This window comes from Citrobacter sp. Cf116, assembly GCF_030336505.1.
Classification (GTDB): domain Bacteria; phylum Pseudomonadota; class Gammaproteobacteria; order Enterobacterales; family Enterobacteriaceae; genus Citrobacter; species Citrobacter freundii.
Genome location: NZ_JAOWEQ010000040.1, coordinates 665,256 through 677,758, shown reverse-complemented (window position 1 = coordinate 677,758; position 12,503 = coordinate 665,256). Strand labels below are relative to the sequence as shown.

Here is a 12,503-nt window from a genome sequence, read left to right as displayed (position 1 = left end):
ACTTTGAAGGATTCAGGTGCGATATAAATTATAAAGAGGAAGAGAAGAGTGAATAAATCTCAACTGATCGACAAAATTGCTGCAGGGGCTGATATCTCTAAAGCTGCGGCTGGACGTGCGTTAGATGCAATTATTGCTTCTGTTACCGAATCTCTGAAAGAAGGTGATGACGTAGCGCTGGTAGGTTTTGGTACTTTTGCCGTTAAAGAGCGTGCTGCCCGTACTGGTCGCAACCCGCAAACAGGTAAAGAGATCACCATTGCCGCGGCTAAAGTACCGGGCTTCCGTGCAGGTAAAGCACTGAAAGACGCGGTAAACTAAGTGATTTCCCCTTTGGGGATGTGACGAAGTACAAGGGCGCATCGACTGATGTGCCTTTTTTATTTGTAATTCCGGTACTTTCTACGTGTTGTGGGCTGACAATTACCCCTGTTTCTTGTCACAATAGGCCTTTGTGCGCAGCGTTCAGGAAACGCTATGCTGCGTGAAGCATATATACTCATAATCCTTGCCGCCGTTGTTGTGTCAACGCGCAGGCGGCTTTAGAGATAACGCGTATAGTCATCTACAGCGGAGTGTGGTTACACCATGATGGACAGCTTACGCACGGCTGCTAACAGTCTCGTGCTCAAGATTATTTTCGGTATCATTATCGTGTCGTTCATTTTGACCGGCGTGAGTGGTTACCTGATTGGCGGGGGCAATAACTTCGCCGCCAAAGTGAATGGCCAGGAGATCAGCCGCGGGCAGTTCGAGAATGCGTTCAACAGCGAACGTAACCGCATGCAGCAACAGCTGGGCGATCAATACTCCGAGCTGGCCGCGAACGAAGGTTACATGAAAACGCTGCGTCAGCAGGTGCTGAATCGTCTTGTTGACGAAGCGCTGCTGGATCAGTATTCCCGCGAGCTTAAGCTCAACATCAGCGACGATCAGATTAAACAGGCTATTTTTGCCACGCCTGCTTTCCAGGTCGACGGTAAATTTGATAACAACCGCTATAACGCAATTGTTAATCAGATGGGCATGACCGCAGATCAGTACGCTCAGGCATTACGTAATCAGCTTACTACCCAGCAGCTGATTAATGGCGTTGCCGGTACGGACTTTATGCTGAAAGGCGAAACGGATGAACTGGCGGCGCTGGTCGCACAGCAGCGGATCGTGCGCGAGGCGACGATTGACGTTAACGCACTGGCCGCGAAGCAGTCTGTTACCGAGCAGGAAGTTGCCAGCTACTACGAGCAGAATAAAAACAACTTTATGACGCCGGAACAGTTCCGCGTGAGCTACATCAAGCTGGATGCTGCTGCTATGCAGGAGACGGCCAGCGATGCTGATATTCAGTCTTACTATGACCAGCATCAGGATCAGTTCACTCAGCCGCAGCGTAACCGCTATAGCATCATTCAGACCAAAACTGAAGATGAAGCCAAAGCGGTACTGGACGAGCTGAATAAAGGCGGTGACTTTGCTGCGCTGGCGAAAGAAAAATCTGCTGATATCATCTCTGCCCGTAAAGGCGGCGATATGGGATGGCTGGAAGATTCCACCACCCCGGATGAGCTGAAAAATGCCGGTCTGAAAGAAAAAGGCCAACTGTCTGGCGTAATTAAGTCTTCCGTTGGTTTCCTCGTTGCGCGTCTTGACGACGTACAGCCTGCACAGGTTAAACCGCTGAGCGAAGCCCGTGACGACATTGCGGCAAAAGTGAAGCAGGAAAAAGCGCTGGATGCCTACTATGCGCTGCAACAGAAAGTCAGCGATGCGGCCAGCAACGATAACGAATCTCTGGCGGGTGCAGAGCAGGCAGCAGGTATGAAAGCGGTTGAAACGGGCTGGTTCAGCCGTGACAGCCTGCCGGAAGAACTGAATTTCAAACCAGTCGCTGACATCATTTTCAATGGTGGTCTGGTAGGCGAGAACGGTACACCTGGCAGTAACTCCGATATCATCACCGTAGATGGCGATCGCGCGTTCGTGCTGCGTATTGCAGAGCACAAAGCCGAAGCCGTGAAGCCACTGGCTGAAGTGAAAGAGCAGGTAACTGCGCTCGTTAAGCACAATAAAGCAGAGCAGCAGGCGAAGCTTGATGCCGATAAACTGCTGGCGGATCTGAAAGCCGGTAAAGGCGATGAAGCGATGAAAGCTGCGGGTCTGAGCTTTGGCGAGGCAAAAACGCTGAGCCGTACGGGTCAGGATCCGTTGAGCCAGGCTGCCTTTGGTCTGAGCCTGCCGGCGAAAGACAAGCCGAGCTACGGCGTAGCGAACGACATGCAGGGTAACGTTGTTCTGTTGGCGCTGGACGAGGTGAAAGCCGGTTCTATGCCTGAAGCGCAGAAGAAAGCGATGGTTCAGGGGATCACTCAGAACAACGCGCAGATTGTCTTCGAAGCGCTGATGAGCAACCTGCGTAAAGCCGCAAAAATTAAAATCGGTGATGCGCTGGAACAGCAGCAATAACCGAGGCAGTTCGCAAAAAATTGCAAAAAGTTGTATCTACCAAAGGCCGCTTTCGCGGCCTTTTCCATTTCTGATATTTGCCATTTGTCTGCCGTTCTGCACCTCGCTATCGTGATTCCACTGTTAACAAACAAGGAGAAAACAGTATGAAACATGGAATCAAAGCCCTGCTTATCACTCTTTCATTGACCTGCGCCGGTATGGCCCAAACTGCATTGGCGGCTGAGCCTGTCGCCAAAAGCCAGGCGACACAAACCAAAGCGGAAAACTCAGGGGCGGCACAAAGCAAAGCCACACTGCCCGCTAAAGCAAGCGACGATGAAGGCACCAGGGTAAGCATCAACAGCGCTTCAGCGGAGGATTTAGCGCGAGTCATGAATGGCGTAGGTCTGAAGAAAGCGCAGGCGATTGTGAGCTATCGTGAGGAGTACGGACCGTTTAAAACGGTGGAGGATTTAAAGCAGGTACCGGGTATGGGCAGTTCGCTGGTGGAGCGTAATTTGGCAGTTTTAACACTTTAATAACTTGCACAGCGCTGAAAATTTGCCAGACTAGAGAGGTCATACCAGTTATGGCCTCACTACCCTGAATATATTCTTATAAAAACGTAAGGTTCCTGCGCTATGCAAACACAAATCAAAGTCCGTGGTTTTCATCTTGATGTCTATCAGCACGTCAACAACGCCCGCTATCTCGAGTTTTTGGAAGAAGCCCGCTGGGATGGTCTGGAAAACAGCGACAGCTTTCAATGGATGACTGCACATAACATCGCTTTTGTGGTCGTGAATATAAATATTAACTACCGTCGTCCAGCGGTGCTAAGCGACCTGCTGACCATCACTAGTCAGGTGCAACAGCTAAATGGCAAAAGCGGGGTGTTAAACCAGACAATTACCCTGGAACCGGAAGGGCAGGTAGTAGCCGACGCGTTGATTACCTTCGTCTGTATTGATTTGAAAACGCAAAAAGCGCTGCCGCTGGAAGGGGAGTTACGCGAAAAACTGGAGCAGATGGTGCAGTAGCTCAACGTTGCCTGATGGCGCTTCGCTTATCAGGCCTACGGGCGATATTGTGTACGATGAATGCTGTCGGTAGGCCGGATAAGGCGTTTACGCCGCCATCCGGCACTATTCACTCAATTATTTCAGGCCGGTTTTCTGCTTCATTGCCGCCATCACTGCCGGTTTATCCGCCAGATAATGGTTCAGGCCGTTGGCACGCAGATTACACGCCGCACAGTGACCGCAACCGTCACCTTTGATGCCGTTATAGCAGGTTAGTGTTTCTTCGCGTACCAGGTCCAGCTTGCCCCAGTAATCAGCCAGCGCCCAGGTTTCGGCTTTATCGATCCACATCAGTGGGGTTTCAAAGCGAATATCTTTCGCCATCCCCAGGCTTACGGCATGGTTCAGGGCTTTGACGAACTCATCGCGACAGTCCGGGTATCCAGAGAAATCCGTTTCACAAACGCCGGTAATGACTGCCTCTGCCTGCACCTGGTACGCGTAAATTGCTGCCAGCGTTAAGAACAGAATATTGCGTCCTGGCACAAAGGTATTGGGAATGCCGTTCGCATCCGGTTCGTAATCGGGTACCGGAATATTATCGCGGGTCAGGCTGCTGACAGCCAGTTCACTGAGCAGCGTGACATCAAGCACTTTGTGCGCGCGTGCGCCAAGTTTTAAGGCCAGGTCACGTGCGACATCAATCTCAGCGCGATGGCGCTGACCATAATCAAAGGTCACGCAGTGCACTTCATCATACTGATGCAGCGCTTGCGCCAGACAAGTCGTGGAGTCCTGACCTCCACTGAATACAACAACGGCACGTTTCATGGCTTTTCCTGACAAAATAACGAAGCCCTTATGGTAGCGCCTGGGCGTGTCGCCGACCAGCTTCTTCACGCTGAAGGAGGTGGCAGCCAGGCTTCGGTAAACTCAAACCAGCCACGAGGATTCAGGCGTACGCCGTTCACCCCTGGTGGCGCGCTGATGCGATAGTGATAATTGAACAGAGGCGTCAGGGTAGCGTCATGCATTAGCGTGGCGAAAACTTGTTGTAAAGCCGCGTGGCGATCGTCCTCATCGGCCTGGATTTGTAGGGCATCCAGGGTCGTTTGCAAATGTGTGTATGCTGGTGCATTCAATACATGTGACCAGAGCTGATCGCAGCGCAACCACTGTTCGAGAGTATATTCAGGTGCTTCACCAATCAGCCTGTCGCCCATCATCAGGTCGGCCTGGGCTAGGGGATGATTGCCATCCCAGTTTTTAGCATTATGAAAAATAAGCGTTAATTCACAGCCGAGCAGAGCCAACGCATGGCAAAGCTGTTCAGCCATAGCGTGAAGTTCTACCGGTAGATGATAAGCCAGCGTCAGCTTTTCCGGTAATGCTACCTCGTCGAGTTCATCCCATTGCGGGATACTCCATCCGGGCAGCAGTGCATTGCTTGGCGTGATCAGATTTTCATCCACTTCAAGCGTTTGTAGCAGGGAAGAACGGTGGATAATATCGACCAGTCGACGAGCCTGCTGCGTATTCAGGCGCGCGCTTTTTCTTAGCGTGAGATAGCAAAAACCAAGGCTGATCCCGCTGCTTACCTGGCTTAGCATAGGTAACTCTTCGGGTTTACCAATCGCAATTTGCACCGGATGGCGGCAGCTGGTGCCCAAATCCTGGGAGAAGAGCTGCGGGGTTATCCAGTATTCAATGGCTTTTAGCAGCGGATGACTCAGATGGTAGTGATCGTGACTCTCGATACGCACCAGCTCAGGAGTAAACAGTGTCAACCGGAACGGGCCGGTACCCACAAACGGGTGCTCAGGATGCGCCAGGTGACTGCTGTAGCTCGCCAGACGGTGCGCCAGCCAGAAGTCGGGACGATGCAGAATAAAGGTCAGACACTGGGGATGCGTCACTTCAATGCGCTTTACGCTGATAAACAGCTTATTCAGCGCAGGTAATTCTAACAGCTTCAGCAACTGTTGATGTAGTTGCGTGCTGCTTACCGTATCGCCGTTATGCCAATGCAGGGTGGAACGAATATAGAAATCCCAGCGCAGGCCGTCAGCGGAGATATTCCAGTGGTGGGCTAAGTCTCCACAGGGACGTTGCGTAGTGCTGTCAAATCGGGTCAGGCCAGAGAAAACTTGTCCAGCAAGGTGTTGCTCCGCGCGGCCGGGGAGAAATCCAGGGTGCAAAGGGTCAAGCGGGCGGTAATAGGGGATACGCAGGGTTGGCGTGTCGTTTTGCCATTGGCCGCCCATAAACGGTTGTAGCAACGTTCTTAATTCTCCCGGTGCTAACTGAGCTAGTTCCAGCACGCTAAGCTGTTCTCCCTTTTGCAGCGCCTGTTCCATCATGGTGTTGCGCAGGGAATCCGGCGTCACCAAAAAGCGTAATTGCCCGCGTTTCCCACGCCCAGACTGGGCGTGCCACTCCAGCCAGCCAGCATCCTGCGCTTGCTTCAGCAGGGTTCGCACGTGGCGCTCACTGCAAAAACAGCGTTCGGCCAGTTCCCCGACGGTCACCGACTGCGGTTCGCCGTTCGAAGGCTGCCACAGGCGTTGGTATTGGTTCAGGCGATTCAACAATCTCATATACACTTCATCCTTCAAGCTGCCTCTTTGTTGGCTGCGTTTATTCACCCCAGTCACATACTGAAATGTATGCTCCTGGGCGTTCATTCACTTGCCGCCTTGATGCAACTTGAATGATTTTCTGTAATAAACCCGGAACAATTCATTTTATATATTCACTATTACTTCCGTATATCTCAGGTGATACTGAATCACAAGTTAACCGCGTCACAGTGTGGAGAAAGAAATGGCTCGTCTGGCTGCATTTGATATGGATGGCACCCTTTTGATGCCGAATCACCATTTAGGTGACGAAACGCTTTCAACGCTGGCGCGCTTGCGTGAACGCGATATCACTCTGACATTTGCCACTGGCCGCCATGTGCTGGAAATGCGCCACATTTTGGGTTCTATCTCACTGGACGCCTTTTTGATCACCGGTAACGGCACGCGCATTCACTCTCTTGAGGGCGATGTGTTGCACCGTCAGGATCTGGATCCGAATGTTGCGGATATCGTGTTACATCAGAAATGGGATACCACCGCCAGCATGCATGTCTTTAATGACAACGGTTGGTTTACCGGACAAGAGATCCCCTCGCTGCTACAGGCGCATGTGTATAGCGGATTTCGCTACCAGATCGTCGATGTGAAACGTATTCCGGCTCATCAGGTAACGAAGGTCTGTTTCTGCGGCGATCATGAGTCTCTGATCCAGTTGCGCATTCAACTGAATGAAGCGCTGGGAGAACAGGCGAATCTCTGTTTCTCCGCAGTTGATTGCCTTGAGGTACTACCACTGGGCTGTAACAAAGGATCCGCGCTGGCGGTGTTGAGTGACTACTTAGGATATTCAATGTCCGAGTGTATGGCGTTTGGCGATGCTATGAACGATCGCGAAATGTTAGGCAGCGTTGGGCGCGGCCTGATTATGGGTAACGCAATGCCGCAACTGATGGCTGAACTGCCTCATTTATCGGTGATTGGACATTGCCGTAATCAGGCGGTGTCACACTTTTTGACGCATTGGCTGGACAATCCGCATCTACCTTATTCCCCCGAATGAGAGATCCCTTCCAGCAAGCCAGACTTCGCGTCTGGCTTTTTTTTGTCTGCTTAGTGTGTATTCAGCAACTGGGCAAGTTCCGCTTTCCACGGCGTTAAATCACCGATGTGCGCGTCAACCCATTGCGGGTTGTAGTAGGTTTCCAGATAGCGTTCACCGCTGTCGCAGAGCAGCGTCACCAGTGAACCGGTTTCTCCGGCGTTGCGCATGCGCGCGGCAAGTTGCAGCGTTCCCCACATGTTGGTGCCGGTTGAGGCACCGACTTTACGACCCAACTGCGTTTCCAGCCAGTGCGCGGTAGCCACGCTGGCGGCATCCGGCACGCGCAGCATTTCATCGACCACATCAGGAATGAAAGAGGGTTCTACGCGTGGACGCCCGATACCTTCAATTTTGCTTCCTACCGGGCTGCGCAATGTCGCATCGCGATCCTGCCAGAAGGGCAGAAATACCGAATTCTCCGGATCTACTACCATCAGGCGAGTATCGTAGCCCTGACAGCGGATATAGCGGCCAATGGTTGCTGAGGTGCCGCCGGTGCCGGCGCTCATCACGATATGGCGGGGAACGGGATTGGGCTCGCACTGCATCTGACGAAAAATGCTGTCGGCAATATTATTATTGCCACGCCAGTCGGTGGCGCGCTCAGCATAAGTGAACTGGTCCATGTAATGACCGTTCAGCTCACGCGCCAATTGTTCAGAGGCCGCGTAGATTTCGCAGGCGCTTTGCACGAAATGACAGCGACCGCCGTAAAATTCAATCTGTTCAACTTTACGTTTCGCTGTACAGGAAGGCATGACAGCAATAAACGGCAGCCCTAACAGTCGAGCGAAATAAGCCTCAGATACCGCCGTTGAACCGGACGATGATTCAATGATGGTGGTGCCTTCTTTGATCCAGCCATTGCACAGTCCGTACAGAAACAGTGAGCGCGCCAGACGATGCTTCAGGCTCCCGGTCGGATGCGTGCTCTCATCTTTTAAATAGATCTGAATGCCCGGAAATGCCGGTAGCGACAGACGAATGAGATGCGTATCTGCAGAACGCTGATAATCCGCGTTGATTTCATTGATGGCGTTTTTAACCCAGGAGCTATTCATCATTAATAGATATCCGTTTGTCATTTTGTGCCCAGAATAGCGAAAAGCACGGAAAAAATTGTTGCCATTTAGCCTTTAAAATAGAATGTAAGTAGAAAATTCTTCTCTGTGGAGTGGATATGCTAGACAAAATTGACCGTAAGCTGCTTGGCTTACTGCAACAGGACTGCACCCTTTCTTTGCAGGCGTTAGCAGATGCCGTTAATCTGACTACCACTCCCTGTTGGAAACGCCTCAAACGGCTCGAGGATGACGGTGTTCTGCTGGGCAGAGTCGCCTTGCTGGATCCGGAAAAACTGGGGCTGGGCTTAACTGCGTTTGTGCTGATCAAAACTCAGCATCACAGCAGCGAATGGTATTGCCGCTTTGTCACTGAAGTGACCGGAATGCCCGAGGTTCTGGGGTTCTGGCGTATGGCAGGGGAGTATGATTACCTGATGCGAGTGCAGGTCGCTGATATGAAAAGCTACGATGAATTTTATAAGCGCCTGGTGAACAGCGTACCGGGCCTGTCTGACGTCACCTCCAGCTTTGCCATGGAACAGATTAAATACACAACTGCTCTCCCTATTGAATAATTCTCCCGGTGCTTATTGCCGGAAATTTTGTCAGGACATAACGCGTGCGATTATTTGCTCAATTAAGCTGGTACTTCCGCCGGGAGTGGCGTCGCTACCTCGGGGCGGTGGCCCTGCTTATCATCATCGCTATCCTTCAGCTTATTCCGCCGAAAGTGGTGGGGATCATTGTGGATGGCGTAACGACACAACGCTTCACCACCGAGCGGCTGCTGATGTGGGTGGGAACCATTGCTCTGATCGCCGTGGTGGTTTATTTACTGCGCTATGTCTGGCGCGTGCTGCTGTTTGGCGCATCCTACCAACTGGCGGTTGAGCTGCGGGAAGATTATTACCGTCAGTTGAGTCGTCAGCATCCAGAGTTTTATCTGCGTCACCGCACGGGCGATCTGATGGCGCGTGCAACTAACGATGTTGACCGCGTGGTATTCGCCGCCGGGGAAGGCGTACTGACGCTGGTAGATTCGCTGGTCATGGGATGTGCGGTGCTGATCGTGATGTCAACGCAGATAAGCTGGCAACTTACGTTGATTGCGCTGCTGCCTATGCCGGTGATGGCGATAATGATCAAACGTTACGGTGATCGACTCCATAACCGCTTTAAGCTGGCGCAGGCGGCGTTTTCCAGCCTCAACGATCGTACTCAGGAAAGCCTGACCAGTATTCGTATGATCAAGGCCTTTGGTCTGGAGGATCGGCAGTCGGCATTATTTGCCGCTGATGCTGAAGATACAGGTAAGAAAAACCTGCGCGTGGCGCGCATTGACGCCCGCTTTGATCCCACGATTTATATCGCCATTGGAATGGCTAACCTGCTGGCGATTGCCGGGGGAAGCTGGATGGTGGTTCACGGTTCGCTGACGCTCGGCCAGCTCACCAGCTTTATGATGTATCTCGGTCTGATGATTTGGCCGATGCTGGCGCTGGCATGGATGTTTAACATCGTCGAGCGTGGCAGCGCCGCGTATAGCCGAATTCGCGCCATGCTGGCAGAAGCGCCGGTAGTGGATGACGGTACTGAACTGGTGCCGGAAGGACGCGGCGAGCTGGCGGTGGCGATTCGCGAATTTTGTTACCCGCAAACCACCCACCCGGCGCTGGAAAATGTGAATTTTCAGCTTAAACCAGGGCAGATGCTGGGCATCTGTGGTCCGACCGGCGCGGGGAAAAGTACGGTGCTGTCGCTGATCCAGCGTCATTTTGATATCACCCAAGGCGATGTACGCTTTCATGATATCCCATTAACGCGCTTACAGCTGGATAGCTGGCGCAGCCGGCTGGCGGTTGTCAGCCAGACGCCATTCCTGTTTTCCGATACCGTCGGCAATAACATCGCCTTAGGACGCCCGCAGGCCACCCAGGCAGAGATCGAGCATGTGGCGCGCCTTGCCAGCGTTCATGAGGATATTTTACGTCTTCCTCAGGGCTATGACACCGAAGTGGGCGAACGCGGGGTGATGCTGTCTGGTGGACAAAAACAGCGTATTTCTATCGCCCGGGCGCTACTGCTGAACGCTGAAATCCTGATTCTGGATGATGCGTTGTCGGCGGTAGATGGTCGTACCGAGCATCAGATCCTGCATAACCTGCGTCAGTGGGGCGAAGGCAGAACCGTGATTATCAGCGCCCACCGTTTATCGGCTCTGACGGAAGCCAACGAGATTATCGTGATGCAGCATGGGCATATTGCCCAGCGCGGTGAGCATGAATCTTTAGTGCAACAGCCCGGCTGGTATCGCGATATGTACCGCTATCAGCAACTGGAAGCGGCGCTGTCTGATGCGCCAGAAATAAACGAGGAGGCGGCTAATGCGTAGTTTTGGGCAACTATGGCCGACCCTGAAAAGATTGCTGGCGTATGGTTCACCATGGCGAAAACAGCTGGCGATTGCGGTAGTTATGCTGTGGGTGGCGGCTGCGGCGGAAGTCAGCGGTCCGCTGTTGATTAGCTATTTTATCGATAACATGGTGGCGAAGAACAATCTGCCGTTGGCGATGGTTGTCGGGCTGGTTGCGGCCTATGTCGGTCTGCAACTGCTGGCGGCAGGCCTGCATTACGCGCAGTCGTTGTTGTTTAACCAGGCGGCGGTTGGCGTCGTACAACAGTTACGCACTGACGTAATGGACGCTGCGCTGCGCCAGCCGCTCAGCGCCTTTGATACTCAGCCCGTCGGGCAGCTTATCTCACGTGTGACCAATGACACCGAAGTTATTCGCGACCTGTACGTGACGGTGGTCGCAACGGTCCTGCGCAGCGCGGCCTTAATCGGTGCCATGCTGGTGGCGATGTTCAGCCTCGAGTGGCGTATGGCGCTGGTGGCGATGGCTATTTTCCCGGCGGTGATGGTGGTGATGGTGATTTATCAACGCTACAGCACCCCGATTGTGCGTCGGGTGCGCGCTTATCTGGCGGATATTAACGATGGCTTTAACGAAGTCATCAACGGCATGAGCGTTATCCAGCAGTTCCGCCAGCAGGCGCGATTTGGCGAGAGAATGGGGAAGGCCAGCCGCTCGCACTATATGGCGCGTATGCAAACCCTGCGACTGGATGGCTTTTTGCTGCGCCCACTGCTGAGCCTTTTCTCGGCGCTGATCCTCTGCGGTTTGCTGATGCTGTTCAGCTTTACCTCTGGCAGCTCCATTGAGGTTGGCGTGCTGTACGCGTTTATCAGCTACCTCGGCCGTTTGAACGAGCCGCTGATCGAGCTGACCACCCAGCAATCCATGCTGCAGCAGGCGGTTGTCGCCGGTGAGCGAGTGTTCGAGCTGATGGACGGACCACGTCAGCGCTATGGTGACGATGATCGACCGCTGAAGAGTGGGGATATTGAGGTGGATAACGTTTCATTTGCCTATCGTGACGACAATCTGGTGCTGCAAAATATCAGTCTGTCCGTGCCTTCGCGCAGCTTTGTTGCTTTGGTCGGACACACCGGTAGCGGCAAAAGTACGCTGGCCAGTCTGCTGATGGGGTACTACCCGTTGACGCAGGGCGAAATCCGCCTTGACGGACGTCCGCTGTCTTCTCTGAGCCACAGTGCGTTACGTCAGGGCATCGCGATGGTGCAGCAGGATCCGGTGGTGATGGCGGATACCTTCCTGGCAAACGTCACGCTGGGTCGTGATATCTCAGAAGAGCGGGTATGGCAGGCTCTGGAGACTGTGCAACTGGCAGCACTGGCGCGGGGGCTGAGCGAGGGGATCCATACCCGGCTGGGCGAGCAGGGCAATAATCTCTCCGTTGGGCAGAAACAGCTGCTGGCGCTGGCGCGGGTATTGGTGGAAACGCCGCAGGTACTGATCCTCGATGAAGCCACGGCCAGTATTGATTCCGGTACTGAACAGGCCATTCAGCACGCGCTGGCGGCGGTGCGTGAACACACCACGCTGGTGGTGATTGCACATCGGTTATCGACAATTGTCGATGCGGATACCATTCTGGTGCTGCATCGCGGGCAGGCGGTTGAGCGTGGTACGCACCAGCAACTACTGGCGGCGCAGGGCCGTTACTGGCAGATGTATCAGTTGCAACTGGCGGGTGAAGAGCTGGCGGCCAGCGCACATGAGGATTCGGTTATCGCCTGATGGCGCTACGCTTATCAGGCCTACGGTCAACGCGGTTTTGTAGACCGGATAAGGCGTTTACGCCGCCATCCGGCAATCAACAATCTGGTGCAAAAATGTAACGCACTATGCACCGTCATAGTGCG

Annotated in this window: 11 protein-coding genes; 8 read left to right on the top strand and 3 right to left on the bottom strand. The window is 53.3% G+C overall.

Going from position 1 to position 12,503, the window contains the following annotated elements; translation table 11 throughout:
* Nucleotides 1–30 precede the first annotated feature (30 nt).
* The 4 genes from hupB (at nt 31) to fadM (ending at nt 3,485) form a co-directional block, all read left to right on the top strand.
* Nucleotides 31–321: a nucleoid-associated protein HU-beta gene (gene hupB / locus OGV74_RS19925; protein ID WP_219352570.1), complete on the top strand. Its 291-nt coding sequence runs from the start codon at nt 31–33 to the stop codon at nt 319–321.
* Between the two features lie 267 nt (nt 322–588).
* Nucleotides 589–2,463, top strand: coding sequence for a peptidylprolyl isomerase (ppiD, locus tag OGV74_RS19920; RefSeq protein WP_016149702.1), 1,875 nt, complete (start codon nt 589–591; stop codon nt 2,461–2,463).
* A gap of 146 nt (nt 2,464–2,609) precedes the next feature.
* On the top strand, nt 2,610–2,984 hold the full coding sequence (locus tag OGV74_RS19915; RefSeq protein WP_003021633.1) for a helix-hairpin-helix domain-containing protein: 375 nt from the start codon (nt 2,610–2,612) through the stop codon (nt 2,982–2,984).
* Between the two features lie 102 nt (nt 2,985–3,086).
* The gene (gene fadM / locus OGV74_RS19910) at nt 3,087–3,485 is read left to right on the top strand and encodes a long-chain acyl-CoA thioesterase FadM (RefSeq protein ID WP_003021636.1); all 399 of its coding nucleotides are present in this window, start codon (nt 3,087–3,089) and stop codon (nt 3,483–3,485) included.
* 117 nt (nt 3,486–3,602) lie between these two features.
* On the opposite strand, the gene queC is transcribed toward fadM, so the two are convergent.
* Both queC and OGV74_RS19900 read right to left on the bottom strand, forming a co-directional pair.
* The gene (queC, locus tag OGV74_RS19905) at nt 3,603–4,298 is read right to left on the bottom strand and encodes a 7-cyano-7-deazaguanine synthase QueC (protein ID WP_003021638.1); all 696 of its coding nucleotides are present in this window, start codon (nt 4,296–4,298) and stop codon (nt 3,603–3,605) included.
* A gap of 65 nt (nt 4,299–4,363) precedes the next feature.
* A complete protein-coding gene (locus OGV74_RS19900) occupies nt 4,364–6,064 on the bottom strand; it encodes an SgrR family transcriptional regulator (RefSeq protein WP_003021640.1) in 1,701 nt (566 codons plus the stop codon).
* A 226-nt stretch (nt 6,065–6,290) separates the two neighbouring features.
* On the opposite strand from OGV74_RS19900, the gene cof reads away from it, so the two are divergent.
* Nucleotides 6,291–7,109, top strand: a complete 819-nt coding sequence (gene cof, locus OGV74_RS19895; protein ID WP_054528151.1) for an HMP-PP phosphatase — start codon at nt 6,291–6,293, stop codon at nt 7,107–7,109.
* A 50-nt stretch (nt 7,110–7,159) separates the two neighbouring features.
* On the opposite strand, the gene OGV74_RS19890 is transcribed toward cof, so the two are convergent.
* Nucleotides 7,160–8,215, bottom strand: coding sequence for a PLP-dependent cysteine synthase family protein (locus OGV74_RS19890; protein WP_016149704.1), 1,056 nt, complete (start codon nt 8,213–8,215; stop codon nt 7,160–7,162).
* 116 nt (nt 8,216–8,331) lie between these two features.
* On the opposite strand from OGV74_RS19890, the gene OGV74_RS19885 reads away from it, so the two are divergent.
* From OGV74_RS19885 to OGV74_RS19875, 3 genes are read left to right on the top strand one after another with little or no spacing between them, the layout of a single operon-like run.
* Complete coding sequence (locus tag OGV74_RS19885; protein ID WP_003021649.1) at nt 8,332–8,790, top strand: Lrp/AsnC family transcriptional regulator; 459 nt, start codon at nt 8,332–8,334, stop codon at nt 8,788–8,790.
* 44 nt (nt 8,791–8,834) lie between these two features.
* Complete coding sequence (locus OGV74_RS19880) at nt 8,835–10,607, top strand: SmdA family multidrug ABC transporter permease/ATP-binding protein (RefSeq protein WP_016149705.1); 1,773 nt, start codon at nt 8,835–8,837, stop codon at nt 10,605–10,607.
* Nucleotides 10,600–12,378 carry a SmdB family multidrug efflux ABC transporter permease/ATP-binding protein gene (locus OGV74_RS19875; RefSeq protein ID WP_086503769.1) on the top strand — a complete coding sequence of 593 codons (1,779 nt, stop codon included), beginning with the start codon at nt 10,600–10,602 and terminating at the stop codon, nt 12,376–12,378. Before OGV74_RS19880 ends, OGV74_RS19875 begins: the two co-directional genes overlap by 8 nt.
* Nucleotides 12,379–12,503 lie beyond the last annotated feature (125 nt).

What these genes read in the sequence shown, in the direction of transcription:
- OGV74_RS19875 (WP_086503769.1), top strand. Translation starts at nt 10,600, where the DNA reads ATGCGTAGTTTTGGGCAACTATGGCCGACCCTGAAAAGATTGCTGGCG.
- ppiD (WP_016149702.1), top strand. Translation starts at nt 589, where the DNA reads ATGATGGACAGCTTACGCACGGCTGCTAACAGTCTCGTGCTCAAGATT.
- OGV74_RS19915 (WP_003021633.1), top strand. Translation starts at nt 2,610, where the DNA reads ATGAAACATGGAATCAAAGCCCTGCTTATCACTCTTTCATTGACCTGC.
- OGV74_RS19890 (WP_016149704.1), bottom strand. Translation starts at nt 8,215, where the DNA reads ATGATGAATAGCTCCTGGGTTAAAAACGCCATCAATGAAATCAACGCG.
- queC (WP_003021638.1), bottom strand. Translation starts at nt 4,298, where the DNA reads ATGAAACGTGCCGTTGTTGTATTCAGTGGAGGTCAGGACTCCACGACT.
- OGV74_RS19885 (WP_003021649.1), top strand. Translation starts at nt 8,332, where the DNA reads ATGCTAGACAAAATTGACCGTAAGCTGCTTGGCTTACTGCAACAGGAC.
- cof (WP_054528151.1), top strand. Translation starts at nt 6,291, where the DNA reads ATGGCTCGTCTGGCTGCATTTGATATGGATGGCACCCTTTTGATGCCG.
- OGV74_RS19900 (WP_003021640.1), bottom strand. Translation starts at nt 6,064, where the DNA reads ATGAGATTGTTGAATCGCCTGAACCAATACCAACGCCTGTGGCAGCCT.
- fadM (WP_003021636.1), top strand. Translation starts at nt 3,087, where the DNA reads ATGCAAACACAAATCAAAGTCCGTGGTTTTCATCTTGATGTCTATCAG.